This is a genomic window from Stenotrophomonas sp. LARHCG68, from assembly GCF_052871705.1.
Genome location: NZ_JBIXJV010000002.1, coordinates 189,169 through 213,787, shown reverse-complemented (window position 1 = coordinate 213,787; position 24,619 = coordinate 189,169). Strand labels below are relative to the sequence as shown.

At 68.3% G+C, this 24,619-nt stretch carries 27 protein-coding genes; 10 read left to right on the top strand and 17 right to left on the bottom strand.

Features of this window, described 5'->3' with window-relative positions; translation table 11 throughout:
- Window positions 1-80: 80 nt before the first annotated feature.
- Complete coding sequence (locus ACIPR8_RS08450; RefSeq protein ID WP_446540730.1) at window positions 81-713, top strand: NAD-dependent dehydratase; 633 nt, start codon at window positions 81-83, stop codon at window positions 711-713.
- Between the two features lie 158 nt (window positions 714-871).
- Here ACIPR8_RS08450 and ACIPR8_RS08445 read toward each other — a convergent pair whose 3' ends face one another.
- The 9 genes from ACIPR8_RS08445 to pdhA form a co-directional block, all read right to left on the bottom strand.
- Complete coding sequence (locus tag ACIPR8_RS08445) at window positions 872-1,633, bottom strand: SDR family NAD(P)-dependent oxidoreductase (protein ID WP_313252999.1); 762 nt, start codon at window positions 1,631-1,633, stop codon at window positions 872-874.
- A 50-nt stretch (window positions 1,634-1,683) separates the two neighbouring features.
- Window positions 1,684-2,070, bottom strand: a complete 387-nt coding sequence (locus tag ACIPR8_RS08440; RefSeq protein ID WP_313252997.1) for a VOC family protein — start codon at window positions 2,068-2,070, stop codon at window positions 1,684-1,686.
- A 32-nt stretch (window positions 2,071-2,102) separates the two neighbouring features.
- The gene (locus ACIPR8_RS08435; protein ID WP_313252995.1) at window positions 2,103-2,729 is read right to left on the bottom strand and encodes a DUF998 domain-containing protein; all 627 of its coding nucleotides are present in this window, start codon (window positions 2,727-2,729) and stop codon (window positions 2,103-2,105) included.
- A 9-nt stretch (window positions 2,730-2,738) separates the two neighbouring features.
- The gene (locus ACIPR8_RS08430) at window positions 2,739-3,077 is read right to left on the bottom strand and encodes a hypothetical protein (RefSeq protein WP_192286853.1); all 339 of its coding nucleotides are present in this window, start codon (window positions 3,075-3,077) and stop codon (window positions 2,739-2,741) included.
- A gap of 85 nt (window positions 3,078-3,162) precedes the next feature.
- Entirely contained in the window at window positions 3,163-3,576 is a 414-nt protein-coding gene (locus ACIPR8_RS08425) for a hypothetical protein (protein ID WP_132863247.1), read from the bottom strand.
- 152 nt (window positions 3,577-3,728) lie between these two features.
- A complete protein-coding gene (locus tag ACIPR8_RS08420; RefSeq protein WP_313252993.1) occupies window positions 3,729-5,123 on the bottom strand; it encodes a dihydrolipoamide acetyltransferase family protein in 1,395 nt (464 codons plus the stop codon).
- Entirely contained in the window at window positions 5,120-5,473 is a 354-nt protein-coding gene (locus tag ACIPR8_RS08415) for an SH3 domain-containing protein (protein WP_132863251.1), read from the bottom strand. Before ACIPR8_RS08415 ends, ACIPR8_RS08420 begins: the two co-directional genes overlap by 4 nt.
- A gap of 1 nt (window position 5,474) precedes the next feature.
- Window positions 5,475-6,461 carry an alpha-ketoacid dehydrogenase subunit beta gene (locus ACIPR8_RS08410; RefSeq protein WP_446541055.1) on the bottom strand — a complete coding sequence of 329 codons (987 nt, stop codon included), beginning with the start codon at window positions 6,459-6,461 and terminating at the stop codon, window positions 5,475-5,477.
- A 79-nt stretch (window positions 6,462-6,540) separates the two neighbouring features.
- Complete coding sequence (gene pdhA, locus ACIPR8_RS08405; RefSeq protein WP_313252989.1) at window positions 6,541-7,629, bottom strand: pyruvate dehydrogenase (acetyl-transferring) E1 component subunit alpha; 1,089 nt, start codon at window positions 7,627-7,629, stop codon at window positions 6,541-6,543.
- Between the two features lie 367 nt (window positions 7,630-7,996).
- On the opposite strand from pdhA, the gene ACIPR8_RS08400 reads away from it, so the two are divergent.
- The 4 genes from ACIPR8_RS08400 to ACIPR8_RS08385 all read left to right on the top strand — a co-directional run bounded on the left by ACIPR8_RS08400 (window position 7,997) and on the right by ACIPR8_RS08385 (window position 12,634).
- On the top strand, window positions 7,997-8,869 hold the full coding sequence (locus ACIPR8_RS08400) for a tryptophan 2,3-dioxygenase (RefSeq protein WP_313252987.1): 873 nt from the start codon (window positions 7,997-7,999) through the stop codon (window positions 8,867-8,869).
- 197 nt (window positions 8,870-9,066) lie between these two features.
- Window positions 9,067-10,560: a peptide MFS transporter gene (locus ACIPR8_RS08395; RefSeq protein ID WP_192286850.1), complete on the top strand. Its 1,494-nt coding sequence runs from the start codon at window positions 9,067-9,069 to the stop codon at window positions 10,558-10,560.
- Between the two features lie 10 nt (window positions 10,561-10,570).
- Complete coding sequence (locus ACIPR8_RS08390) at window positions 10,571-11,164, top strand: thioredoxin family protein (protein ID WP_446540729.1); 594 nt, start codon at window positions 10,571-10,573, stop codon at window positions 11,162-11,164.
- Between the two features lie 351 nt (window positions 11,165-11,515).
- Window positions 11,516-12,634 carry a hypothetical protein gene (locus ACIPR8_RS08385; RefSeq protein WP_446540728.1) on the top strand — a complete coding sequence of 373 codons (1,119 nt, stop codon included), beginning with the start codon at window positions 11,516-11,518 and terminating at the stop codon, window positions 12,632-12,634.
- A 48-nt stretch (window positions 12,635-12,682) separates the two neighbouring features.
- On the opposite strand, the gene ACIPR8_RS08380 is transcribed toward ACIPR8_RS08385, so the two are convergent.
- Window positions 12,683-13,177: a MarR family winged helix-turn-helix transcriptional regulator gene (locus tag ACIPR8_RS08380; RefSeq protein WP_132863263.1), complete on the bottom strand. Its 495-nt coding sequence runs from the start codon at window positions 13,175-13,177 to the stop codon at window positions 12,683-12,685.
- 173 nt (window positions 13,178-13,350) lie between these two features.
- Between ACIPR8_RS08380 and hppD the strand changes: the two genes are divergently transcribed.
- Together hppD and hmgA are read left to right on the top strand one after the other, a co-directional pair.
- The gene (hppD, locus tag ACIPR8_RS08375) at window positions 13,351-14,421 is read left to right on the top strand and encodes a 4-hydroxyphenylpyruvate dioxygenase (protein ID WP_192287308.1); all 1,071 of its coding nucleotides are present in this window, start codon (window positions 13,351-13,353) and stop codon (window positions 14,419-14,421) included.
- A gap of 169 nt (window positions 14,422-14,590) precedes the next feature.
- Complete coding sequence (gene hmgA / locus ACIPR8_RS08370) at window positions 14,591-15,889, top strand: homogentisate 1,2-dioxygenase (RefSeq protein WP_132863267.1); 1,299 nt, start codon at window positions 14,591-14,593, stop codon at window positions 15,887-15,889.
- Between the two features lie 3 nt (window positions 15,890-15,892).
- On the opposite strand, the gene ACIPR8_RS08365 is transcribed toward hmgA, so the two are convergent.
- Window positions 15,893-16,441, bottom strand: coding sequence for a hypothetical protein (locus ACIPR8_RS08365; RefSeq protein ID WP_446540727.1), 549 nt, complete (start codon window positions 16,439-16,441; stop codon window positions 15,893-15,895).
- Between the two features lie 110 nt (window positions 16,442-16,551).
- Between ACIPR8_RS08365 and ACIPR8_RS08360 the strand changes: the two genes are divergently transcribed.
- The 3 genes from ACIPR8_RS08360 (at window position 16,552) to ACIPR8_RS08350 (ending at window position 18,619) form a co-directional block, all read left to right on the top strand.
- Window positions 16,552-17,145, top strand: a complete 594-nt coding sequence (locus tag ACIPR8_RS08360) for a lectin (RefSeq protein WP_192286847.1) — start codon at window positions 16,552-16,554, stop codon at window positions 17,143-17,145.
- Window positions 17,146-17,208: 63 nt separating this feature from the next.
- Window positions 17,209-18,159 (top strand): calcium/sodium antiporter, encoded by a 951-nt coding sequence (locus ACIPR8_RS08355; RefSeq protein ID WP_446540726.1) that lies wholly within the window; start codon window positions 17,209-17,211, stop codon window positions 18,157-18,159.
- 16 nt (window positions 18,160-18,175) lie between these two features.
- On the top strand, window positions 18,176-18,619 hold the full coding sequence (locus ACIPR8_RS08350) for a hypothetical protein (protein WP_192286845.1): 444 nt from the start codon (window positions 18,176-18,178) through the stop codon (window positions 18,617-18,619).
- 119 nt (window positions 18,620-18,738) lie between these two features.
- Here ACIPR8_RS08350 and ACIPR8_RS08345 read toward each other — a convergent pair whose 3' ends face one another.
- The 6 genes from ACIPR8_RS08345 to ACIPR8_RS08320 are packed head-to-tail and all read right to left on the bottom strand — an operon-like array spanning window position 18,739 to window position 24,592.
- Window positions 18,739-19,065 carry a Na+/H+ antiporter subunit G gene (locus ACIPR8_RS08345; RefSeq protein WP_132863274.1) on the bottom strand — a complete coding sequence of 109 codons (327 nt, stop codon included), beginning with the start codon at window positions 19,063-19,065 and terminating at the stop codon, window positions 18,739-18,741.
- Window positions 19,062-19,304 (bottom strand): K+/H+ antiporter subunit F, encoded by a 243-nt coding sequence (locus ACIPR8_RS08340; RefSeq protein WP_263863709.1) that lies wholly within the window; start codon window positions 19,302-19,304, stop codon window positions 19,062-19,064. Before ACIPR8_RS08340 ends, ACIPR8_RS08345 begins: the two co-directional genes overlap by 4 nt.
- A 38-nt stretch (window positions 19,305-19,342) precedes the next feature.
- Window positions 19,343-19,849: a Na+/H+ antiporter subunit E gene (locus ACIPR8_RS08335; protein WP_132863277.1), complete on the bottom strand. Its 507-nt coding sequence runs from the start codon at window positions 19,847-19,849 to the stop codon at window positions 19,343-19,345.
- Window positions 19,846-21,393, bottom strand: coding sequence for a monovalent cation/H+ antiporter subunit D (locus ACIPR8_RS08330; protein WP_313252975.1), 1,548 nt, complete (start codon window positions 21,391-21,393; stop codon window positions 19,846-19,848). The genes ACIPR8_RS08335 and ACIPR8_RS08330 overlap by 4 nt, the downstream gene beginning before the upstream one ends.
- On the bottom strand, window positions 21,390-21,764 hold the full coding sequence (locus ACIPR8_RS08325; protein WP_132863281.1) for a Na+/H+ antiporter subunit C: 375 nt from the start codon (window positions 21,762-21,764) through the stop codon (window positions 21,390-21,392). Before ACIPR8_RS08325 ends, ACIPR8_RS08330 begins: the two co-directional genes overlap by 4 nt.
- The gene (locus ACIPR8_RS08320) at window positions 21,764-24,592 is read right to left on the bottom strand and encodes a monovalent cation/H+ antiporter subunit A (protein WP_446540725.1); all 2,829 of its coding nucleotides are present in this window, start codon (window positions 24,590-24,592) and stop codon (window positions 21,764-21,766) included. Before ACIPR8_RS08320 ends, ACIPR8_RS08325 begins: the two co-directional genes overlap by 1 nt.
- Window positions 24,593-24,619: the final 27 nt, after the last annotated feature.

Below are 24,619 nucleotides of genomic sequence, written 5' to 3'. Positions count from 1 at the left end.
CCCGGGCGGGGTGGTATCCAAGCCTCATTATCGGCAAGGTGGTGGGGGGCTTGAATCGCAGTCGATCACAGGAGCGGGATATGCGGGTGTTGTTGGCGGGGGCGACCGGGTTGGTCGGGGCGCAGGTGCTGCGGCGCCTGCTGGCCGATGCGCGTTGCAGCGCGGTGGTGGCGCCGACCCGGCGGCCATTGCCGGTGGTCGATGCTCGCCTGCACAACCCGGTGCACGATTTCGCCGCCTTGCCGCTGGACGCGCCGTGGTGGCAGGTGGATGCGGCGATCTGCGCGCTGGGGTCGACCTTGAAGCAGGCCGGTTCGCGCGAGGCGTTTCGCCAGGTCGACCATGGCTACCCGCTGCTGATCGCCCGCACGGTACGGGCGCGGGGCTGCGCGGTGTTCGCGCTGAACTCGGCGATGGGAGCCGATGCCGGTTCGAGGTTCTTCTACAACCGGGTCAAGGGCGAACTGGAACGCGACCTGCGCGCGCTGGGGTTCGATGCGTTGACCTTGGTCAGGCCAGGGTTGATCGGCGGTGAGCGGCTGGAGAAACGTGCCGGTGAACACGCCGCCCTGGTGGTATTGAGCGCGCTGGGGCCGGTGCTGCCCAAGGCCTGGCGGATCAATCCGGCCGAACGGATCGCCGGGGCGTTGGTGGAGGCGGTATTGGCACCCACGCTGGGCGAACGGGTGGTGGGCTCGGCGGCGTTGGCGTGAGTTCTGGAGGGCGGGGGGACGTTGTTTCTGACGCAGGCTCGCGGTCGAAGCCGTTCCTACGCCCCCTCCCTTTGCCGCAGGCAAGGGGAGGGCAGGGGAGGGGTGCTCTCGTGCAGGAACCCTGATCGGCTTCGTGACCGAGGCCGTTCCTGCGAGGGTCACGCAGGCAGCGACTGGCCGCCATCCACGGCCAGCACCTGTCCGGTGATCCAGCGCGCCGCCGGCGAACACAGGAACAACGCTGCCTGCGCCACGTCCTCGACATCGCCGAAGCCGCCGAACGGGATCCTGTCGCGGATCCGTGCGTACAACGCCGGTTCCTCGCTGCGGCGACGCTCCCACAGGCCGCCGGGGAATTCGATCGAGCCCGGCGCCAGGGCATTGACCCGGATGCGCTCGTGCGCCAGCTCGGTGGCCAACGCGGTGGTGTAGTAGTTCAGCGCGGCCTTGGCCGTGGAGTACGCCGCCGCGCGTGGGGTCGGCACCGAGGCGTTGATCGAGCTGATGTTGAGGATGGCCGGCATCGCGCTGCGGCGCAGGTGGGGCAGCACGCAGCGGTTGGTGCGCACGGCCGCCATCAGGTCGATGTCGAAGCCGGCCTGCCAACTGGCATCGTCATTGCCGTTGCCATAGCCGGAGGCGTTGTTGACGACGATGTCGACGCCGCCAAGCGCCGTGGCCGCGGCGTCCACCCACTGCGCGATCTGCGCCGGATCGGCGAGGTCACAGGACTGCGCATGGACCGCCTGCGCACCGGTGGCCTCCAGCAGCACGGCGGCCTGCTGCAGTACCTGTGCATTGCGTGCGCACAGACTGATGCGCGCGCCGGCGCGGGCGAAGGCGTCGGCGATGGCCAGGCCGATGCCGCGGCTGCCGCCGGCGACCAGCACGCGGGCACCGGTGAGGGTGGGAACGGACATTGGCTGCATCTCCAGGGAAGGCTGCGCGGATTATCCGATGCCGTGGGTGTTCACTCCCAGACGCGCGGTGGCGCGCCCTGCTCGGGGTGATGCATGCGTACCACGCAGAAACGATGGCCCGTCGGGGCTTCCATCACCCACCAGCGCTTGACGAAGCCGATGCGGCGGGCGCCCAAGGCTTCCAGGCGGTCGGCCTCGGCGTCGATGTCGTCCGCTTCGATGTCCAGGTGCACGTGTGAGGCGTGGCTGACACGCTGCACCTCGACATTCAGGTGGCCGGGGGCATCGCGCAGGCGGCTGTACTGCGAACCATCGGTGTTGGATTCGCTGGGCTCGGCCTCCAACCCCAGTGCGGCGCCCCAGAACGCGGCGGCGGTGTCGCTGTCGGTGTCCTGGCAATCGATGATGAATCCGGCAAGACGGCTGCGGTGGCTCATGGAGGGCTCCGGGTGGCAGGGGAGCCGGCAGCTTACCCGCGTGTGGTTGCAGCGCCGGTTGCGATGGCGCGCGGGCCGGCCAGGCGCCAGGCGGCGCTGCACAGCGCCCCGTAGACCAGCCATTCGGCCAGGCGTTGCAGCAAACCGCGCACGTCAGCCAGCGCGGGACTGCCCATCAGCAGGAACAGCAGCAGCCAGGCCATCGCCAGTGCGATCCACAGCAACCGGGTGGCGGGCCGCAGGCCGGGCGCGGCCGCCATCAACACCAGCCCCAGCGTGGTGCCCAGGTAGGTCAGCACGCCCAACAGGTTGTGCAGCACCTGCCAGACGCTGCCGCCGTGCGGGCAGCCCAGGTCACATGGCGCCAGCGCCGAGCCGATCCAGGCCAGGGGTTCGCACAGCAGCAGCCAGTAGCCGACGCGCCCGATACCCACCAGCGGTACGCGCGCGGCCATCACCACCAGCAGCACCGCGCCCAGCACGCCCACCGGGATGAAGCCGGCCAGGCTGATCAGCCGCGCGTGCGCGCTGCCGGTGGCACCGAGTTCACTGATGTACTGCGCCACCGGCGAATACCCGGGCTTGAGCGCCGCGCCGCCCAGCAACATGGCCAGGTAGACCAGCACGAACAATCCGACCAGCCAGCGCCTGTCCTGCATCGGCGCGCCTCACTGCGGGGTGCTGGACAGGAACAATTCCACCTTGCCGCACGACGGGCAGGCGTACAGGTCGAACTCCTCGCGGTGCACGAACAGTTCGCCCAGTTCGCCTAGCAGGAACGGCATCGCCTGCGAGCCCTCATGGAAGCGGCGGCGACCGATGAAGGCCATTTCGCTGTCGGTGCAGCGCAGGCAGGTCATCTGTCGCGGCCCCTGGACATGCACGACGCCCGGCGCGTGCGCCTCGGGGTCGGGGGCACTGCCGTCGGCATGCGTGCCGCAACGCCAGCACACGCGTGCCTCGATGCCATTGCGTACACCGCATTGCGTACAGATCCAAGCGTCCATGGTGTTTACCGAATCGTGTGCGTGGCTTTCCGGCCCATCGTAACGCCGGAGGATGACACCGCGGTATCCGCCGGCCTGGCAACGATCAGTGGATTGGCGGCGCGTGCAGCTGGGCGAACAGCAGGTTCTGCGCCTTGCGGGCCATTGCACGCGGCACGCTGGCGACGAAGCTGCCACCGCTCAGGGCCATGTCGCCCTTGATGATCAGGCCGTTGATGCGGGTGTAGCTGCGGAAGGTGTAGCGGTTCCCGTCGCGGCTGACTTCCAGGAACATCGGTGCGGTCAAGAAGCCTTTGCCCTTGCGGTAGACACGGTTCGGGCCGGCTTCGCTGGCAAGGTGGTAGCCATTGGCCTGTGCCCAGGTGGCGACCTGCGCCAGGACGTCTTCATCGCTGGTCAGCGTGGTCTGGTCGAACGGCCGGCCGCTGTTCCTGGCGATCAGTGCCATCACGTTCAATGCCCCCAGCCCGATCACGGCGCCGACAACCATCCCTGTCATTATTCCCATTGCGTTTTCCCATTGAAGTAGCGGGCCGTATGGTAACGGCCCGCAGGCGTGCATGCGTGTTCAGCAGGGAGGAACCGCTGCATCGATCCCAAAAAAAAGGGCCCGCATCACTGCGGGCCCCGGGACTGCGCTGGCAGGACCGGTCAGTTGGTCCGGGCCAGGTCGTCGATCAGCGCACGCAGGAAGCGGGCGGCTTCGCCGCCGGTGCAGGCGCGGTGGTCGAAGGTGACCGACAGCGGGATGACCTTGTGCGTTTCCACGCCACCCATCACCGGCGTCAGCTGGAAGCGGGCGCGGCCGGCGGCGACGATGGCCACGCACGGCGGCACGACGACCGGCGTTGCGTAGCGGCCGGCGAACATGCCGAAGTTGGACAGCGAGATGGTGTAGCCGCTCAGTTCCGAAGCGGCGATCGAGCGGTCTTCCACCTGCTGGCGCAGGCGGTTGATGCCTTCGCGCACGCCACGTGCATCGAGCATGTCGGCATTGCGCAGGGCCGGCACGAACAGGCCGTCGTCGGTATCCACCGCAATGCCGATATCCACCTGCGCGTGCAGGGTGCGGGTGAGGTTTTCACCGTCGAACCAGGCGTTCATGGCCGGCACGGTCTGGCAGGCGACCACGATCGCGCGCACCAGGCGCGAGGTCATGTCATTGCCCGGTGCCCAGGCGTGGATGTCGGCGTCGTCGGTCAGCGTGGTCGGCACGACCTTGCTGTGCGCATCGGCCATCACCCGCGCCATGTTGCGGCGTACGCCCTTGAGCGGTTCCGGCTGGCCCTTGGCGACCACGCCCGGCGGCGCGGTACGCATCGGCTTGCCGGCGGCGGAAAGCGGGGTGCGGGCGGCTTCATCCCTTCCACCGCCTGCGGGGGAAGGTGCCCGCAGGGCGGATGGGGGAGCGCCCTCACCCGACGCACGCTGTGCGCCGACCTCTCCCGTACGCGGGAGAGGTGCGCCGACGCGGGCGGTACCGGCTTCGGCGGCCTGCTTCACATCGTTCATCGTCACCGCGCCGTCGGCGCCGGTGGCACGCACGCGGGCCAGGTCCACGCCCAGCTTGCGCGCCATCGCGCGCACGGCCGGCACCGCCTTGACGCCACCGACGGCCACGGCCTGCTCGGTGTGCACGGCATTGGAACTGACCATCGCGCCGACCACGGTGCCTTCGTCGGCACGTTCGGCGGCGGCAGCCGGTGCCGGCGCTGCGGCAGGTGCAGGTGCCGCAGCGGCCGGTGCCGGGGCGCCGTGGTGGTGGCCGGTATCCTGGCCTTCGGCACGCTGCGGCAGGTTCGGGTCGATCTCGAAGTGCGCCAGCATGTGGCCGGTGACCACGATGTCACCCGGCGCGCCGGCCAGCTTCAGTACCTTGCCGGACACCGGCGAGGGCACCTCGACCACGGCCTTGGCGGTCTCCATCGAGACCAGCGGCTCGTCCAGCTTGATCACGTCGCCTTCCTTGACGAACCACTCCACGATGGTGGCGTCCGGCAGGCCTTCGCCCAGGTCGGGCAGGTTGAAGCTCTTGGTCTGGCTCATGTGCAGTTCTCTTCCAGCAATTCAAGTTCGCGTGCCGGTAGCCAGCCCTGCGTGCCATCGGCACGCTCGGACCACCACCAGCCGCCATGTTCATGGTGCAGCCGCACCTGCTCGCCACGGTCCACGTCCAGTTCGCGCGCGCTGTAGTCGCGCAGCACTTCGGCGCGGCCGTCGTCGAGCATCCGCAACCAGGCAATCGGCGTCCATCCGGCATCGCCGGCGTCGGTGGTCACCCACGCGAACGCCGGCCATTCCTCGTCACGCACACCCAGGGCGACGATCTGCCCGGTGTGCACGTGCAACGGATTGCGGTACTGGCTGCGGTGGCTGCCGGTCAGGCGTGCCTGCATGTCAGCCCGCCGCCACCGCGCGCTTGGCCGCCGCCACGATCCGCTCCACGCTCGGCAGGTACTTCATTTCCAGGCGGAACAGCGGGATGTGGGTGTCATAGCCGGTGACGCGCTCGACCGGGGCGAGCAGGTCGTACATCGACTCCTCGGCCAGGCGGGCGGCGATCTCGGCACCGAAGCCGGCGGTCTTGGGCGCTTCCTGCACGATCACGCAGCGGCCGGTCTTGGCCACCGACTCGGCGATGGTGGCGAAGTCGAGCGGGCGCAGCGTGGCCACGTCGATGACTTCGGCACTGATGCCTTCGCCGGCCAGCTTGTCGGCCGCTTCCAGGGCTTCCTTCACCTGCGCGCCCCAGGTCACCAGGGTCACGTCGGTGCCGTCGCGCAGCACGAAGCACACGTCCAGCGGCAGTGCTTCGCCGTCGTTGGCGACCACTTCCTTGTACTGGCGGTAGATGCGCTTGGGCTCCATGTAGATCACCGGGTCCGGCTCGCGGATCGCGGCCAGCAGCAGGCCATAGGCACGCTGCGGGCTGGACGGCAGCACCACGCGCAGGCCCGGCACGTTGGTGAAGATGGCTTCGTTGGCCTCGCTGTGGTGCTCCGGCGCACGGATGCCACCGCCCCACGGCACGCGCAGCACCATCGGGCAGTGCAGGCGGCCACGGGTGCGATTACGCAGGCGCGCGGCGTGGCAGATGATGTGGTCGACCATCGGGTAGACGAAGCCGTCGAACTGGGCTTCGGCCACCGGCTTCATGCCCTGCGCGGCCAGGCCGACGGTGAGGCCGGCGATGGTGGTCTCGTCCAGCGGGGTGTCCAGCACGCGCTGTGCGCCGAACTGCTGCTGCAGGCCGGCGGTGGCGCGGAACACGCCGCCGTTGACGCCCACGTCCTCGCCCAGCACCAGCACCGACGGGTCGTGTTCCATTTCCCATGCAAGGGCCTGGGTGACGGCTTCGATGAGGGTGATCGGGGTGGCGGTCATGGTGGTTTCTCCGCTGTTGCTGGCCGCGCTGTGGGCCACGTCGTGGCCGGCCGGGGTTCCGGGAAGGGCGCGCTTGATGTCATCCATGGCGCTGCTCCAGGGCGATGGCGGCGGCGCGCTGGGCCAGCAGGTCCGGCGGCGGATCGGCGTACAGGTAATCGAACATGGCCTCGACCGGCTGCACCGGGCAGTTGAGGTAGGCGTTGACCTCCTCGTCCACGCGGGTGCCGCACTCGGCGATCCAGGCCTTCTCTTCCTCCTCGCTCCACACGCCGGCGGCGGTGAGGTACTTGCGCAGGCGGATCAGCGGCTCGCGCTGCCAGGCGGCCTTGACCTCGACGTCGTCGCGGTAGCGGCGGGCGTCGTCGGCGGTGGTGTGGTCGGACAGGCGGTAGGTGAGGAACTCCAGCACCGTGCCGCCCTTGCCGGACAGGGCACGTTCGCGTGCCTGCTCCATGGCCGCCAGCACCGCGATCAGGTCGTTGCCGTCCACCTGCAGGCAGAACAGGCCGCCGGCCAGGCCCTTCTGGGCCAGGGTCTCGGCACCGGTCTGGGCCGAACGCGGCACCGAGATCGCCCAGCCGTTGTTGACCACGCACAGGATCAGCGGCAGCTGGTAGGCGCCGGCCGAGTTCACCGCGGCGTAGAAGTCGGTCTTGGAGCTGCCGCCGTCACCGCAGACGGTGACCGCCACCTGCGGCAGGCCGCGCAGCTTGAACGACAGCGCCGAGCCGGCCGCGTGCAGGCATTGGGTGGAGATCGGCACGCAGATCGGGAAGTCGCGGACGGCGTCGCTGTCGCGGTCGTAGTCACTGCCGCGCTCGTCGCCGCCCCAGTACATCAGGACGTCGCGCGGGCGCACGCCGCGCATGAACATCGCGCCGTACTCGCGGTAGCTGGGGGCGAACACGTCGCCGCTCTTCATGGCCGCGCCGATGCCGACGTGGGCCGCTTCATGGCCCAGGCAGGAGGCGAAGGTGCCGAGTTTGCCGGTGCGCTGCAGGGCAACCGCCTTGGTGTCGAACACCCGGGTGGCCAGCATCTGCTTGAACAGCGGCAGCAGGCTGCGCGGGTCGCGCAGCGACTCCGGCAGGTCGTCGCGTACCAGGCTGCCTTCGGCATCCAGGTACTGCAGGTAGTCGATTTGGAACTGGGCGGAAACCGTCATTGCAGCAACACCTTGAACAGATGGTTTCAAATGATAGGAATTGCGCATGGTAAGGAATCAGGCTGGAAAAGCCGTCCTGCGGCGCAGCACGACTGACCGTACAAATGCCGGATTCGTTCCATGGCCCTCGCCACGGCCGAGCAAATACAGCGTATTCAGCAAGGCCGCGCCAAGGCAGGGCATTGTCGCGCCGGTTGCCATCGCAAGTGTTCTTATTCCGTTTGCGCGGAACCGCGCCGTCGGGGGATGCCCGCCGGGCCGGGCCGTGCCCGGCATGCGATCCCGGCAATATCCGGCGGCGCCGGGCGCCGCGCTACCGGGCGTGCGGCTGCGTTACCCTTTGCGCCCCGCGCAGATGGCAAGGCCGATGACCGTAGAAAAGAACCAGCGTGAGCTCGAGGCAGGCATCCACACCGACCTGCAGGGCCGGCTCACCTACGGCGGCTACCTGCGCCTGGACCAGTTGCTGTCGGCCCAGCAGCCGCTGTCCAACCCGCCGCACCACGACGAGATGCTGTTCATCATCCAGCACCAGACCTCGGAGCTGTGGCTGAAGCTGCTGGCCCACGAGCTGCGCGCCGCGCGTGCCCACCTGCAGCGCGACGAGGTCTGGCAGTGCCGGAAGGTGCTGGCCCGCGGCAAGCAGGTGCTGCGCCTGCTGACCGAACAATGGGCGGTGCTGGAAACCCTGACCCCGTCCGAATACATGGGCTTCCGCGACGTGCTCGGGCCTTCGTCCGGCTTCCAGTCGCTGCAGTACCGCTACATCGAGTTCCTGCTCGGCAACAAGAACGCGGACATGCTGGGCGTGTTCGCCCACGACCCGGCCGGGCAGGCGCAGCTGCGCGAGGTGCTGGAGGCCCCCAGCCTGTACGAGGAGTTCCTGGCCTACCTGTCGCGCTTCGGCCATGCCATCCCGGCCACCTACGAGGGCCACGACTGGACCCAGTCGCATGTCAGCGACCCGGCGTTGCGCCATGTCTTCGAGAACATCTACCAGGACACCGACCGCTATTGGCGCGAGTACTCCCTGTGCGAGGACCTGGTGGACCTGGAGACCCAGTTCCAGCTGTGGCGCTTCCGCCACATGCGCACGGTGATGCGGGTGATCGGCTTCAAGCGGGGCACCGGCGGCTCCAGCGGCGTGGGGTTCCTCAAGCAGGCGCTGGAGCTGACCTTCTTCCCGGAACTGTTCGAAGTCCGCACCAGCATCCGCGCCGATCCGCCGACGGGCGCCTGAAAATCCAACGTATTCAGCAGCTTGCAGGGGCGCCTCGGGGCGCCCCTGCGGCGTTTCCGGCCGCCGCCGGCCGGCCCGGGCAAGCCTTCTGTGGATTTGACGTGAAGCCGGCCCTTCGGTGATGCTCGCCCGTCGCGCCGGTTCCGGCCGACTTCTTTCGCATCACTTGCCCATCGAATGACTCAGGGGACACCCGCATGAGCGCTGCCGCGCCCAATTCCGCATCCAACCCGGCGCCCGTGCCGGCGTTCACCAACCTCCTCGGCCATCCACGCCCCCTGTGGATGCTGTTCATGACCGAGTTCTTCGAACGCTTCGCGTTCTACGGCATCCGCTGGGCGCTGACGCTGTACATCGTCGCCCAGTTCTCCGAGAGCCAGGCCGGTGCCAGCAAGCTCTACGGCGCCTACCTGGCGCTGGTGTATGCGGCAGCCCTGTTCGGCGGCTTCGTCGCCGACCGGATCATCGGTTACCAGCGTTCGATCCTGATCGGTGCGGCGGTGATGTCGCTGGGCCTGTTTCTGATCGCCATCCCCAACGACCAGGTGTTCCGTATCGGCCTGGCCACGGTGATCGCGGGCAACGGCCTGTTCAAGCCGAACATCTCCAGCATGGTCGGGCAGCTGTACGGCATCAACGACTCGCGCCGTGACTCGGGCTTCACCATCTTCTACATGGGCATCAACGCCGGCGCGCTGGTCGCACCGGTGCTGACCGGCATCCTGGCCGAGAACGTGTTCGGCACCGAAGCCATGCCGGCCTACAAGTACGTGTTCATCGCCTCGGGCGTGGGCATGCTGATCAGCCTGGTGTGGTTCTGGTTCGGCCGTCGCCAGCTCGGTGATATCGGCAAGCCGCCGGCCGGTGGGGAAGGCATGGGCCGCACCATCGCCGTGCTGGTGGGTTCGCTGGTGGCCGTGCCGGTGGCCTATGCGCTGCTGTCCATCGACGCCGGCATCCTGGGCTGGATCCTGGGCGCGCTGTTCACCGCGCTGTGCGTGATGATCCTGGTCGAGGGCATCCGCGAGGGCAAGGTGGCCCGTGACCGTGCCATCGCCATGCTGATCATCTTCGTGTTCAACGTGCTGTTCTTCATGTTCTTCGAACAGGCCGGCAGCTCGTTCAACTTCCTGGCGCAGAACATCGTCAACCGCGACCTGGGCGGCTGGACCTTCCCGATCGGCTGGTTCCAGTCGGTCAACTCGGTGGCCATCCTGGCCCTTGGCCCGATCTTCGTGTGGTTGTGGACTGCGCTGGGCAAGGCCAACCCGTCGATCCCGCGCAAGTTCGGCCTGGGCCTGATCTTCAACGGCCTGGCCTTCCTGCTGCTGATGTACGCGCTGTCCTCGCTGGTCGACGGCGCCGGCAAGATCCCGTTCTGGACCCTGTTCATGGTCTACGTGATCCAGACCGTCGGTGAGCTGTGCCTGTCGCCGATCGGCCTGTCGATGACCACCAAGCTGGCCCCGCTCAAGGTCGTGGGCCTGGCGATGGGCGGCTGGTTCCTGTCCACCGCCATCGGCAACAACCTGTCGGGCATCTTCGCCGCGGTGGTCAGCGGCGAGAGCGGCATGACGGTGGAATCGGCCCTGAAGGGGTATACCTTCGGCTTCTGGTCGCTGCTGGCTGCAGGCGTGCTGTTGTTCCTGATCGCCCCGCTGGTGCAGAAGCTCATGCATGGCGTGAAGTGAGGAAAGACCGATGAACAAGCTGTTTGGAGTGGTCCCGTTGGTGTTCGCCCTGGCCGTGGCCGGTTGCAACCAGCCGCCACCGCCGGTGGAGAAGGTGCAGCCGCTGGACACCTCCGAACAGAAGGCGCCGGTGGCTGACACCAGCCAGCCGGTGTCCTCGGGCAACACCCCCACCGCGGCGGATATCGCCGCGGTGGCCGCGCTCAACGCGCAGTTCGACCCCGCCCGCAACCCGGTCGCCGACCTGGAAACGGCCAAGGTCGAGGCCCAGCGTGGCGGCAAGCGGATCATCCTGGACGTGGGCGGGGAGTGGTGCTCGTGGTGCCACCTGCTGGATGCCTTCATGGAAGGGGATTCGGAGATCCGCCGCTTCCGTGATGGCAACTACGTGTGGATGAAGGTCAACTTCAGCGAAGAGAACGAGAACACCGCGTTCCTGTCGGGCTACCCGGAGATCAAGGGCTACCCGCACCTGTTCGTGCTCGATGCCGAAGGCAAGCTGCTGCATTCGCAGTTCACCGGCGACCTGGAGAAGGGCAAGGGCTACGACCGCGAGAAGTTCTTCGCCTTCCTCAAGCAGTGGGCACCGCCGGCCGCGCAATGAGCCGCGGCGGTGGGGATGACAACGGCGCCGGAAGGCGCCGTTGTCGTTTGCGCACGGGCCTCACGGCCGAGGCCGCTCCTGCGTGGCAGGCGCAGCTCGCCGTGATCTGCCCTCCCTTTCGCGCAGCGAAGGGGAGGCTGGGGAGGGGAGCTTCCACGCGATAGGTCGTGCACTGGCCTCACGGCCGAGGCGCTCCTGCGTGGCAGGCGCAGCTCGCCGTGATCTGCCCCCTCCCTTTCGCGCAGCGAAGGGGAGGGCGGGGGAGGGGTAGCGCCGCATGCCTTCATATTTCCCGCGCGCGGCCGCTAACGGATGCATCTCCGCCTGCGCACGGCCCGCTCCGTCTTCGCCATGCAGCCTGCTTCTGATTCCCCCTCCATCGTCGATACCCCGCCCGTCGCGTCGGCCAGCGTCAGCCTGCCAAGCGTGGACGAACTGCTCGACGAGACGCCGGCCGCCGAGGACACCTCGCCGGTACCCGCCTCCTCGCGCCTGCCGCAGGCTGCGGTGCCGCCGAACATCATGCTGCAGTCGGCGGTGATGCGGCTGGTCGAGCAGAAGGAGCAGATCGACCAGGTGGCCCGCAATGGCCTGCTCGCCGGCCTGTTGCCGCCGGAGTGGAGCAGTTCGCCCGGCAATGAACTGCGCGCCTTCGTTGCCTCGGTGTTGCCGTTCGCATCGGACAGCGCCCGCGGCGAGACGGTTGCCGCGCGGGTGCCGTTGAAGTTCCTGCTCGGTCATTCGCAGCGCTGGGGCAAGGCCGATGTCGCCGAGCCGCGTTCGCTGGCGGCCTACCTGGCCAGCGACGAGCGCGCCACCGCCGGGGGCACCGATCTGGCCGAGGTGATGCTGCTCTCGCCCCTGGGCGTGGCGTGGACGCAGACCGGCCGTGCCCGCGCCGGTTTCCTGCGCGCGATGGGCGTGGAAACCCTGGCCGCACGCGTGACCGCATTGCCCTATCCGGCGGCCGAGCAGCTGTCGTTGTACCAGGTGCACAGTGGCGGACGGGCACAGGTCTGGTGTGTGTTGGACAAGCGCCGGCTGCGCGCGCTGGCCGTGCCGGCGCTGAGCCTGCCGGTGCTGTCGGCTTATGGCGTGGAAGCGCCGCAGGCATGGCCTTCGAACTGGCCGGATCCTGCGGAAGTTGACGCCGAGCTGGCGTTGGCGGCGGCCGGCAAGTCCGTGCCGGAGGTCGATCTGGTCAAGCTGGTGGACAAGATAGGACGCAGCAGGGCCAGCGAAGCCTGGGTGGGTGCCAGCCTGATGCAACTGCACACCTGGGTGCCGCGCTGGCGGTTCTTCCTGGCTTCGTTCATCGGTTTGCCAGCGGTGCTGTTGCTGCTGGCGGCGCTGGCATTGCCCGGCAGCATCGAAGCGGCGGCGGTGGCCGCTGCGCTGGGCTTTGCCGGTGGCGCGATCGCCGCGTTGGCGGCGCCGTGGATCTATGCCCAGCGCAAGCACCTGAGCTGAGCCGCGCGGCCGCGTGCCCTCCGCCGCCGGCCCGCGGCCGGCGACGTCTCAGGCTTCGCTCATGCGAGGCAGGCCGGCATCGGCCAGGCGGGTGATCAGGCGCTCGAGCACCTGTTCCTCTTCCTCGCTGAGCACCGACATCAGCCGACGTTCCATCTCGATTACCAGCGGAGCGATGGTCTCGTAGACCTCGAAACCGGCCGCCGACAGCGCCAGCACCGAGCGACGGCGGTCATCGCCGTGCGTCTCGCGCTTGATGAAGCCGCGTTCCAGCAGGCGGGCCACGGCGCGGCTGACCGCCACCTTGTCCATCGCGGTGCGCTCGGACACTTCGCTGGCCGAGGAGCCGGGGTACAGCGCCAGGATGGTGATCACCCGCCACTCGGGGATGGCCAGGCCGTAGCGGTCGCCGTACAGCCGGGCGATGTTGCCGCTGACCCGGTTGGACAGGACGCTGATGCGGTAGGGCAGGAACTGCTCGAGATCCAGCAGGACATGCGAGGCCCGGATGCTGGTGGACTTGCTGTAATCGGAAGAGCTCATGCTGCAGTGCACCTTGATGGTGGTTTCATGTGAAACTATAACCTTCGGTCCAGACCCGCGTTTGCGCGTGTCTTCCTGTTTTTTACACCGCCGGCACCCGGCAGTGGTCACGCAATCGGAGGCAACCCATGAATACCCAAGCCCACGCCGCACCCCACGCGCCCAATCCGGGCATGCAGGTCACCACCTTCGAGAACCCGATGGGCATTGATGGTTTCGAGTTCGTCGAGTTCGCCGCGCCGGCCGGGCAGGCCGCCCAGCTGCACACGTACTTCCGGAACATGGGATTCACTGCCGTGCTCCGCCACCGGCAGCGTGCTATTACCGTCTACCGTCAGGGCGGCGTCAACTTCCTCGTGAACGAGGAGCCGGATTCCTTCGCCGCCGACTTCGCGGCCAAGCACGGCCCCTGCGCCTGTGGCTTCGCCATCCGCTTCCAGAAGCCGGCCGCCGAGGTGCTGGCCGCTGCGCTGGGCAACGGTGCCGAGGAAGTCAGCCTGCTGGCCGACACCCGTGCCGTCCCGGCCCCGGTGATCAAGGGCATCGGCGACTGCATGCTGTACCTGGTCGACCGCTATGGCGAAGGCGGCAGCATCTACGACACAGACTACGTGCCGGTCGACGGTGCCGAGCAGGACCCGAAGGGCTTCGGCCTGACCTTCATCGACCACCTGACCCACAACCTGTACCTGGGCAACATGCAGCAGTGGTCGGACTACTACGAGCGGCTGTTCAACTTCCGCGAGATCCGCTACTTCGACATCAAGGGTGCCAAGACCGGCCTGGTGTCCAAGGCGATGACCGCCCCGGACGGCATCGTGCGCATCCCGCTCAACGAGTCCTCCGACCCGAAGAGCCAGATCAACGAGTACCTGGACGCCTACAAGGGCGAGGGCATCCAGCACATCGCCTGCTTCACCGACAACATCTATGACACCGTCGAAGCCATGCGCGAGCGCGGCATCGAGTTCCTGGACACGCCGGACACCTATTTCGACGTGGTCGACCTGCGCATCCCGGACAACGGCGAGGACGTGCCGCGCCTGCGCCGCAACAAGATCCTGATCGACGCCGACCCGGAGACCAAGCAGCGCAAGCTGCTGCAGATCTTCACCCAGAACTGCATTGGCCCGATCTTCTTCGAGATCATCCAGCGCAAGGGCAACGAAGGCTTCGGCGAAGGCAATTTCCAGGCGCTGTTTGAGAGCATCGAGCGCGACCAGATCAAGCGCGGCGTGCTGTAAGCGGCGAACGATGCGCTTGCCTGAAGCCCCTCTCCCGCAGGCGGGAGAGGGGTTGGGGTGAGGGCAAAGGCCACCGAAGCACGTAGCATCACCGCAACCGATCCACCCTCACCCCAACCCCTCTCCCGCCTGCGGGAGAGGGGCTCAATCGCAAGGCAAGGGCGCCACCATGGTCACCAACGGTTATCAATCCGGCTTTGGCAACGAATTCGCCACCGAGGCAGTGCCCGGCACCCTGCCGGTCGGGCGCAATTCACCGCAGCGCGTCGCCCATGGCCTGTATGCCGAACAGTTGACCGGCAGCGCCTTCACCGCGCCGCGTGGCAGCAACCGTCGCAGCTGGCTGTACCGCATCCGCCCGGCGGTGATGCACGGGGAATTCACCCCGTTCGATCAGCCCAACCTGCATGGCGAGTTCAGCCATGCGGCGGTATCGCCCAACCAGCTGCGCTGGAGCCCGTTGCCGCTGCCGTCCACGCCCACCGATTTCATCGAAGGGCTGTACACGATGGGTGGCAACGGCGCGCCCGATGCGCATGCCGGTGCCGGCATCCACATGTACGCGGCCAATGCCGACATGCGTGGCCGCTATTTCTACAACGCCGACGGCGAGCTGCTGATCGTGCCGCAGCTGGGCCGGCTGCGCCTGCGCACCGAGATGGGCGTGATCGACGTCGAACCGCAGCAGATCGCGGTGATCCCGCGTGGCGTGCGCTTCGCGGTGGAGCTGCCCGACGGGCAGGCGCGCGGCTATGTCTGCGAGAACTTCGGTGCGCTGCTCAAGCTGCCCGACCTCGGCCCGATCGGCAGCAACGGCCTGGCCAACCCGCGTGACTTCGAAACCCCGGTGGCCGCCTACGAGAACGTGGAAGGCCCGTTCGAGCTGGTCGCCAAGTTCCATGGCCGGCTGTGGCGCGCGGACATCAACCACTCGCCGCTGGACGTGGTCGGCTGGCACGGCAACTACGCGCCGTACCGCTACGATCTGCGCCGCTTCAACACCATCGGCTCGATCAGCCATGACCACCCGGACCCGTCGATCTTCCTGGTGCTGCATTCGGCCAGCGACACGCCCGGGACCAGCAACCTGGACTTCGTGATCTTCCCGCCGCGCTGGCTGGTGGCGCAGGACACGTTCCGCCCACCGTGGTTCCACCGCAACATCGCCAGCGAGTTCATGGGCCTGATCCACGGTGCCTACGACGCCAAGGCCGAGGGGTTCGTGCCCGGCGGCGCATCGCTGCACAACTGCATGAGCGGCCACGGCCCGGACGCGGCCACCTTCGACAAGGCCTCCAACGCGGACCTGTCCAAGCCGGACGTGATCACCGACACCATGGCCTTCATGTTCGAGACCCGCGGCGTGATCTGCCCGACCGAGCAGGCCATCGCCGCACCGCACCGCCAGCGCGAATACCAGGCCTGCTGGAGCGGCCTGCGCGACAACTTCGCCCCGCCCAGGGGCTGAGTTTCAGGCCGCCGGCAGCGGCGTGGCCTGCAGCACCGTCGCTAGGTGCGGCTCGGGCAGCACTTCCTGCAGGCGGCCACGCACGCGTTGCGCGTAGCCGTCCGAGGTCATCGCCGGCAGGTGCGCCAGCGCCAGCCGGATCGCGTTGACCGTCTCGCCTTCCTCGCGCGAGGACTGCAGTTGCCGGTGCAGTTGCTGCGCGGTGGGGTTGCGCTGCAGCGCCAGGATGTCCAGCACATAGATCCGCGCAGCCACCATCGAGCGCCGGCGCTCGGTGGCAGGCGCCGCCGCTGCTGCCGGCGCAGGCGCAGGCGCCGCCATGGCCACCGGCGCGGGGACGGCCGGTGGGGCGTCGGGGGCATCGGCCAGCAGGTAGCCGTCGCGGATCAACTGCGCGACCAGCGCCGGCGCATCGTTGCCCAGCAACTGGGACAGGTCGTCCAGGCTGCGCTTGCCATCGCACAGGATCAGGGCACGGCGCTGGCGCAGGTCCAGCGGTGCCCGATGGGCCTGCAGGACGGAGAGGGCGAGTTCGGTTTTGCGCGGATGCATGGGACGTGACACGGCGGCGCGGACGCCCAAGCCTGGGTCCGGCAGGTGAAAGCACGATGACAACCGGCATGCCGCTACACTCGGCCCCCGGTCCTCCTTGGAGTTGCCGCATGACCCGCACCGTCCTGTCTTCGCTTGTCCTGCTCGCCCTGCTGGCCGCCTGCAACCGCACCCCCGACGCGCCGGATGCGCCGGTGGCACCGCAAGCCCCTGCGGCAGCGGGCTCGCCCGCGCCGGCCCCGGCCGAGGCCGCGGTGACCGGCAACGCCGATTGGCAGGGCTATGGCCCCCTGCAACTGGGGATCGATGCTGAACAGATGCGCGCGGTCTGGGATGGCGAGCTGCAGGGCGATGCCGTGGCCGACGGCGGCTGCTATTACCTGCAGCCGGCCGGGCAGGGGGCCGACGGCGTGGCCTTCATGCTCGAGGGCGGCAATTTCGTCCGCTACGACGTGCGCGCCGCCGACGTGCAGGCCCCGGGCGGCGGCAAGGTCGGCATGGCGCTGGCCCCGCTGCAGGCACTGTATGCACAGGCCGAAGCACCACAGCCCCACAAGTACGTGGAAGGCGGCAAGGTGCTGCGGGTTCCCGCCGCCGATGGCAGCCAGGGCTGGCTGGTGTTCGAACTGGGCGCCGACGGCAAGGTGACAGCGTGGCGGGTTGGCCTGCCGCCGCAGGTGGATTACGTGGAAGGGTGCAGCTGAGTTCCTGCGGAAAGGCGATGACTGCGCCTAGAATCAGCCGCATTGCCGTCGGGAGAGACGCGGATGTTTGAAGCCATTGGATTGTTCGTACTTGGCTTGGTGCTGCTGGCGCTGGGGGGCGACTCCATCGTGAAGGCCGCGTCGGGGCTGGCCCAGCGACTGGGCGCCTCGCCATTCGTCGCCGGCCTGCTGCTGGTGGCCTTCGGCACGTCGCTGCCGGAACTGGTGGTCAATGCCCGCGCTTTCGCGGTGGGGGCACAGGAACTGGCACTGGGCAACGCGGTGGGCAGCAACATCGTCAACGTCGGCCTGACGCTGGCGCTGGCCGCGCTGGTCTACCCGCTGGTGGTGCGCACGCGCCTGCTGTCGCCATTGCTGGTGCTGCTTGCCGTGGCTTCGCTGGCGCTGATCGTGTTCGGGCTCGACGGTGCGATCAGCCGCGTGGAAGGCATCGTGCTGCTGCTTGGCTTCGTCGCGGTGCTGGTGTTCGTGCTGGCGCGCGCCCGGCGCGAGCCGGCCGCGCTGCAGGAAAGCATCGCCGCCTACGCGACGACCCGCACCGAACTGGGGCTCAACCTGATCCGCCTGGTCATTGCCGGCGTGGTGCTGTATTTCGGCGCGCGCTGGGTGGTGCAGGCGGCACCGGTGATCGGCGCCGGCTGGGGCATGTCGCCGCTGCTGGCCGGCCTGCTGCCGGTGGCCATCGGCACGGCGCTACCGGAAGTGGCCGCCGCGATCGCGGCGGCGCGGCGCGGCCAGGGTGACATGGTCGTCGGCCACGTGATCGGCTCGAGCCTGTTCAACCTGCTGGTGGTGGTCGGTGGCATGGCGGCATTGCGCCCGATGCCGTTGCCGGCCTCGTTCGTGCGCCTGGAGCTGCCGGCGGCGATCGTGCTGGTGCTGATGCTGTACCCGATGCTGCGCGGCGACCTGAAGATCAGTCGCGGCGAGGGCGCCGTGTTGTTCGTCGCGTTCCTGGCCTGGGTCGGCCTGGAGCTGGCGCTGTTGAACTGACCGGATTGAGGCAAGGATGCGGAAGTTTCTGATATTGGGGTTGATGTCGGCGGTATTGGCAGGGTGCGTGCACGGCGGGCGGGCTCCGTCCGCCTGGATTGACCCGGGAATGGCGGTGCAGTTGGCCGCTGCAGCAGGGTTGGGACGTGGCGTGGATGGTGTGTTCGCGCTGAACGTGCGGGCCACGGGGGATGTCAGGGGTTCGTTGTTCCTCAATTCCGAGCGGGACTATCGGGACCCGCGGAACCTGAGCGTGGAACTCATGCCCGCTGCCAGGGCCGCGCTGGCGGACAGGCTGGGACGGGATCCCCGGCAAGCGCTGCTGGGCCGGCCGATCCTCGTGCGTGGCAGCGCACGACTGGTGAAGGTGGTTTTCATCGACGAGGGGCGTGTCATGGACAAGTACTACTACCAGACGCAGGTCATGGTCAGTGATGCTGCACAGGTTCAGCTGCGTTGACCCGGGTGCGCGGCCACGCTGCGCGGGAACACTCCCGGTAGCGCAGCCATGCTGCTCCGGGGTACGACCGGGAGAGCTACCGCCGAGCGCGGCTCGGCGCTACCGGTGAAGTGCGCCGGTCACGGCTTGTCGCCCGGCGGCTCCGGGCGGCTTTCCATCATCAGCGACAGCGCCGCCTTGGCCATCAGGTGGGCGCTGATCGGTGCGGTGATGAACAGGAACACGGTGATCAGCAGCTCGCGCGGTTGCGGGTCCTCGCCGAGGAAGATGTGGTACGCCACCGAGCACACCAGCACGCAGCCCACACCCAGCGTGCTGGCCTTGGTCGGCGCGTGCAGGCGCTTGAAGAAGTCGGAAAAGCGCACCAGCCCCAGCGCACCGACCAGGATGAAGAAGCAGCCGAAGGCCAGCAGCGCGGACAGGACGATCTGCAGGAAAGTGATCATTCGACGATGTCCCGGCGCAGTACGTACTTGCTCAACACCACGGTGCTGCAGAAGCCCAGCATCGCGATCACCAGCGCGGCCTCGAAGTAGATGGCCGAATCCAGGTAGATGCCGAACAGCATCAACTCGGCGATGGCGGTGACCGACAACGTGTCCAGCGCCAGGATCCGGTCCGGGACGGTGGGGCCGCGCAACAGGCGCCACAACGCCAGCAGCATCGCGATGCCGACCACGTGCATGCACACCACCAGCGTGGTCTGGAATATCAGGTAACCGTTCACGGGAAGATCTCCATCAGCGGTGCTTCATAGCGGCTCTTGATCTCGGCGATCAGCGCATCGGCATCGTCCAGGTGCAGCACGTGCACCAGCAGGTGACGGCGGTCATCGGACAGCGCCGCCGACACGGTGCCGGGGGTGAGGGTGATGAAGCTGGTCAACGCGGCGATGCCGTGGATGTTGGCGATGTCCAGCGGCACCCAGATGAAACCGGGCTTGAGCCGTTGCTCCGGGCCCAGCACCTGCATGGCCACGCGGATGTTGGACACCAGGATGTCCCACAGCACCACGCACAGCAGCTTGGGCACCGGCCGCAGCGTGCCCAGCCGGGCGAACTCGCGGTCCAGGCGTGCGGCGAACAGCGGCACCACCAGCCCGAGCAGCATGCCCAGCAGCAGTTGGCCCAGGTTGAAGCTGTCGGACATCAGCAGCCAGAAGGCGGTGACCGTCAGCGACAGTGCCGGCGAGGGGAACAGGCGACGCAGCAGGGGGCGGGGCGTACTCATGGCTGCCTCATCTGTGGCGTGGTGCCGCGCACGTCGTTGAGGTACTGCTCCGGCGACAGCAATTGCGTGGCGATGGCGTCGGTCTGTCGCATCAGCGGCGCGGCGAACACGCTCATCAGCACCACGTAGCCGAGCAGCAGGCAGGCCGCGGTGGTCTCGTAGGGGCGCGCCGGGGCCGCGGGCTGCGGCTCGGGTTCCGGTGCATCGTCCTCATCGCCGGGCACGTGCCAGAACAGGCGGATGCCGGTACGGGTCAGGCCCATGATCACCAGCAGGCTGCTGCCCAGCACCACCGCCCAGACCACGCCGGTATGGGCCTGCGGCACGGCGCTCAGCAGCGCGGCTTTGGCCAGGAAGCCGGCCAGTGGCGGCAGGCCGGCCACGGCCACCGCGCCGACCAAAAACAGCAGGCCCGGCACGGTCTTGCCCGGCAGTACGGTCTGCTCGCCGTCACGTGGCTGGCCGCCACGGATGCGGCGACGACGGATCAGGTCGACCACCAGGAACAGCGCGGCGGCGGTGAAGGTGCTGTGTGGCAGGTAATACAGCCCGGCCGAGATCGTGCCGGCATTGCCCAGCGCGAAGGCGATGAACAGCGTTGCCGCCGAGACCACCACCAGGTAGGCCACCAGCACGCTCATGCGGGTGGCGGCCAGTGCGCCCAGGCCGGCCAGCAGCAGCGTGGCCAGCCCGGCCCACAGCAGCCAGTCGCCGCCGTAGCCGGCCAGTGCGCCGGCACCGGCGCCGAACCACAGCGTGCTGACCCGCAGCACGGCGTACAGCCCGACCTTGGTCATGATCACGAACAGGGCCGCGACCGCCGCCGGTGCACGCGAGTACGACTCCGGCAGCCACAGGTACAGTGGCAGCAGCGCGGCCTTGGAGCAGAACACCAGCAGCAACAGGCCCAACGCGGCCTTGGCCAGCTTCAGGTGCGACGGCGACAGGCCGGCGATGCGCTGGCTGATCTCGGCCATGTTCAGCGAGCCGAGCGTGGCGTACAGCATCGCCAGCGCGATCAGGAACAGCGTGGAGGCGGCGATGTTGAACATCACGTAGTGCAGGCCGATGCGCAGGCGCAGGCCACGGCCGCCGGACAGCAGCAGGCCATACGAGGCGATCAGCAGCACCTCGAAGAACACGAACAGGTTGAAGATGTCGCCGGTCAGGAATGCACCGTTCAGGCCCATCAGCTGGAACTGGAACAGCGCATGGAAGTGCGGTGCGCGCCGGTCCCAGCCGGTACAGGCATACAGCAGGCAGGCGATGGCCAGCAGCAGGGTGGTGCCGAGCATCCAGCCGGCCAGGCGGTCGGCCACCAGCGCCACGCCCAGCCGGGCCGGCCAGTCGCCCAGCAGGTAGGCGGTGATGCGGCCTTCACCGGTCTGCACGACCAGCAGCGCCACCGACACCGCCAATGCGGTCATGCTGGCCCACGCCACGCTGCGCTGTACCTTCGGGCCATAGCGGCGGTGTTCGACGAACAGCGACAGCGCCGCGCCCAGCAGCGGGATCAGGACCGGCAGGATCACCAGGTGGTTCATGCGCCGGCCTCCGGCTTGCCCGCGGTGGGCGGATCCGGCTCGTGGGCGTCGACGTGGTCGCTGTGGTTGTCACTGCGGCTGCGCATGGCCAGCACGATGCTCACCGCGGTCATCGCGAAGGCGATGACGATGGCGGTCAGCACCAGCGCCTGCGGCAGCGGGTCGGTGTAGTGGGCAAGGTCGCTGCTCACCCCGTCCTTGAGCACCGGCGCCTTGCCGGTGACCAGCCGCCCGGCGCTGAAGATCAGCAGGTTGGTCGCATACGACAGGAAGGTCATGCCGAGGATGACGTCGAAGCTGCGTGCGCGCAGCAGCAGGTACACGCCGATCGCGGCCAGCACGCCGATCGCGCTTGCCAGGGCCAGTTCCATCAGTGCATCTCCCCGGTGCGTGCCGAACGGCGGTGGATATCGATTTCGCCGTGGCGGGCGTTGCGGGTGCGCGAGGGCTTGATCGTGCCCATCATCGACAGGATCAGCATCACCCCGCCGAACACCACCAGGTACACGCCGGTGTCAAAGCCCATCGCGCTGGCCAGCGGCACCTCGCCGATCAACGGCAGGTGCAGGTCCAGGTGGCCACTGGTCAGGAACGGCACGCCGAACAGCATCGAGGCCATGCCGCTGAGCACGGCGACCATCAGGCCCAGGCCGATGCAGCGGATGTAGTCGAAGCCGAAGCGCGACTCCACCGACACGGTGCCCTGGATCACGTACTGGATCAGCAGCGGCACCGCCAGCACCAGGCCGGCGACGAAGCCACCGCCGGGCGCGTTGTGGCCGCGCAGGAACAGGAAGATGGACACCGTCAGGGTCAACGGGAACATGATCTGGGCCAGGTCGGCCGGCACCGGCAGCTTGATCGGCGGGCCGGGCATGATCTGTTCCGGCGCCATCCGCGAGCGCCGCAGCAGCGCATGCACCACCAGCGCGGCGATGCCGAACACGGTGATCTCGCCGAAGGTATCGAAGCCGCGGAAGTCCACCAGGATCACGTTGACCACGTTCTGGCCGTAGGCCTCGGGCAGCGAACGCACCAGCATCTCGCCGGCCATGGTGTTCGGCGGCAGCGTCATCATCGAGTAGGCCAGCGCGGCCAGGCCGCCACCGGCGACGATGGCGATCAGCGCATCACGCCGCCTGCGCCAGCGCGAGCGTTCCGGCGGCGACTGCGCCGGCAGGTAGTTCAGGGCGAGCAGCATCAGCACCAGCGTGACCATCTCCACCATCAGCTGGGTCAGGGCCAGGTCCGGTGCCGACAGGAACACGAAGGTCAGCGCCACCATCAACCCGGTGCCGCCCATCACGATCACCGCCAGCAGGCGCTGCTGGAACAGGAACAGCCCGGCGAACGCGCAGGCCAGCATCACCAGCCACAACACCCAGCCCAGCAGCGGCATCGACTGCGGTGCCGGCCATGCCGGCATCGCCGGGCTGGCGATGAACGGTGCGGCGGCGACGATCACCGCCACCAGCACCAACGCCATCAGCATGCGTTGCAGGCTGCCGTTGGCCAGTGCGGCGGTGACGCGGTGGGCGATGCCGAACAACAGGTCCAGGTTGCGTTGGAACAGCAGCTTGCCGGTGGGGCGGTTGGCGGCGGCGTACAGGTCGGTGAAGCGGCGCAGGCCGAAGTACAGGGCGATGCCGCCGGCCACGCCGATCGCGCTCATCGCCAGCGGCAGGTTGAAGCCGTGCCAGATCGACAGGCTGTACGCGGGCATCGCCGGGCCGAGGATGGCGCTGGCGCCGGCCTGCAGCACCGGTGCCACGGTCAGTGCCGGCGCGATGCCGACCGCCAGGCAGATCACCACCAGCACTTCCACCGGCACCTTCATCCAGCGCGGCGGCTCGTGCGGGACCACGTCCAGGTCAAGCGGGCCCTTGCCGAAGAAGGTGTCGTGCACGAAGCGCAGGCTGTAGGCCACGCCGAGGATGCCGGCCAGCAGCGCGGCAGCGCTCATCGCCGTGCGCATCCAGTGCGGACCCTCGGTGGCCAGTGCCTCGGCGAACAGCATTTCCTTGGACAGGAAGCCGTTGAGCAGCGGGATACCGGCCATCGCCAGCGAGGCGATGATCGCCAGCGTGCTGGTGATCGGCATCAACCGGCGCAGCCCGCCCAGCTTGCGCATGTCGCGGGTGCCGGTCTCGTGGTCGATGATGCCGGCGGCCATGAACAACGAGGCCTTGAAGGTGGCGTGGTTGAGGATGTGGAACACGCCGGCCACCACCGCCATCGGCGTGGACAGGCCGAACAGCAGCGTGATCAGGCCCAGGTGCGAGATGGTCGAGTACGCCAGCAGGCCCTTGAGGTCATGCTGGAAGATCGCGTTCCAGGCGCCGATCAGCAGGGTGATCGCACCAATGCCGCTGACCACGTAGAAGAACAGCTCGGTGCCGGCCAGCGCCGGGTGCAGGCGCGCCAGCAGGAACACGCCGGCCTTCACCATCGTGGCCGAATGCAGGTACGCCGAGACCGGAGTGGGCGCGGCCATCGCGTGTGGCAGCCAGAACTGGAACGGGAACTGCGCGCTCTTGGTGAAGATGCCGGCCAACACCAGCACCAGTGCCCACGGATACAGCGTGCTGGCGCGGATCAGGTCGCCGGAGGCCAGCACCACGTCCAGGTCGAAGCTGCCGACGATGCGGCCGATCAGCAGCACGCCGGCCAACAGTGCCAGGCCACCGCCGCCGGTGACGATCAAGGCCATGCGCGCGCCCTCGCGCGCGTCCTTGCGGTGCGACCAGAAGCCGATCAGCAGGAATGAACTGATGCTGGTCAGCTCCCAGAACACCATCAGCAACAGCAGGTTGCCGGACAGCACCATGCCCAGCATCGCGCCCATGAACAGCAGCAGGTAGCTGTAGAAGCGACGCGTGCTGTCCCTGGGCGAGAGGTAGTAATGCGCGTACAGCACCACCAGTGCGCCGATGCCAAGCACCAGCCCGGCGAACATCCAGGCCAGCCCGTCCAGGCGCAGGCTGAAGTCCAGCCCGATCTGCGGCAGCCATTGCCAGCTGTTGCGGATGACCTCGCCGTCGAGCACGGCAGGGGTCACGCTGCCCAGCAGCACCAGCCCGAGCACGGGCGCGGCACCTGCAAGACAGGCAGCGGTGGTCCGTGACAGGCGGGCATACAGGGCGATGGCCGCCGCCAGCAGGAAGGGCAGCAGGAGAAGGCACAACAGGACTGGCGTCATGCGGAAGCGCAGGGGTGACGGGCAGGT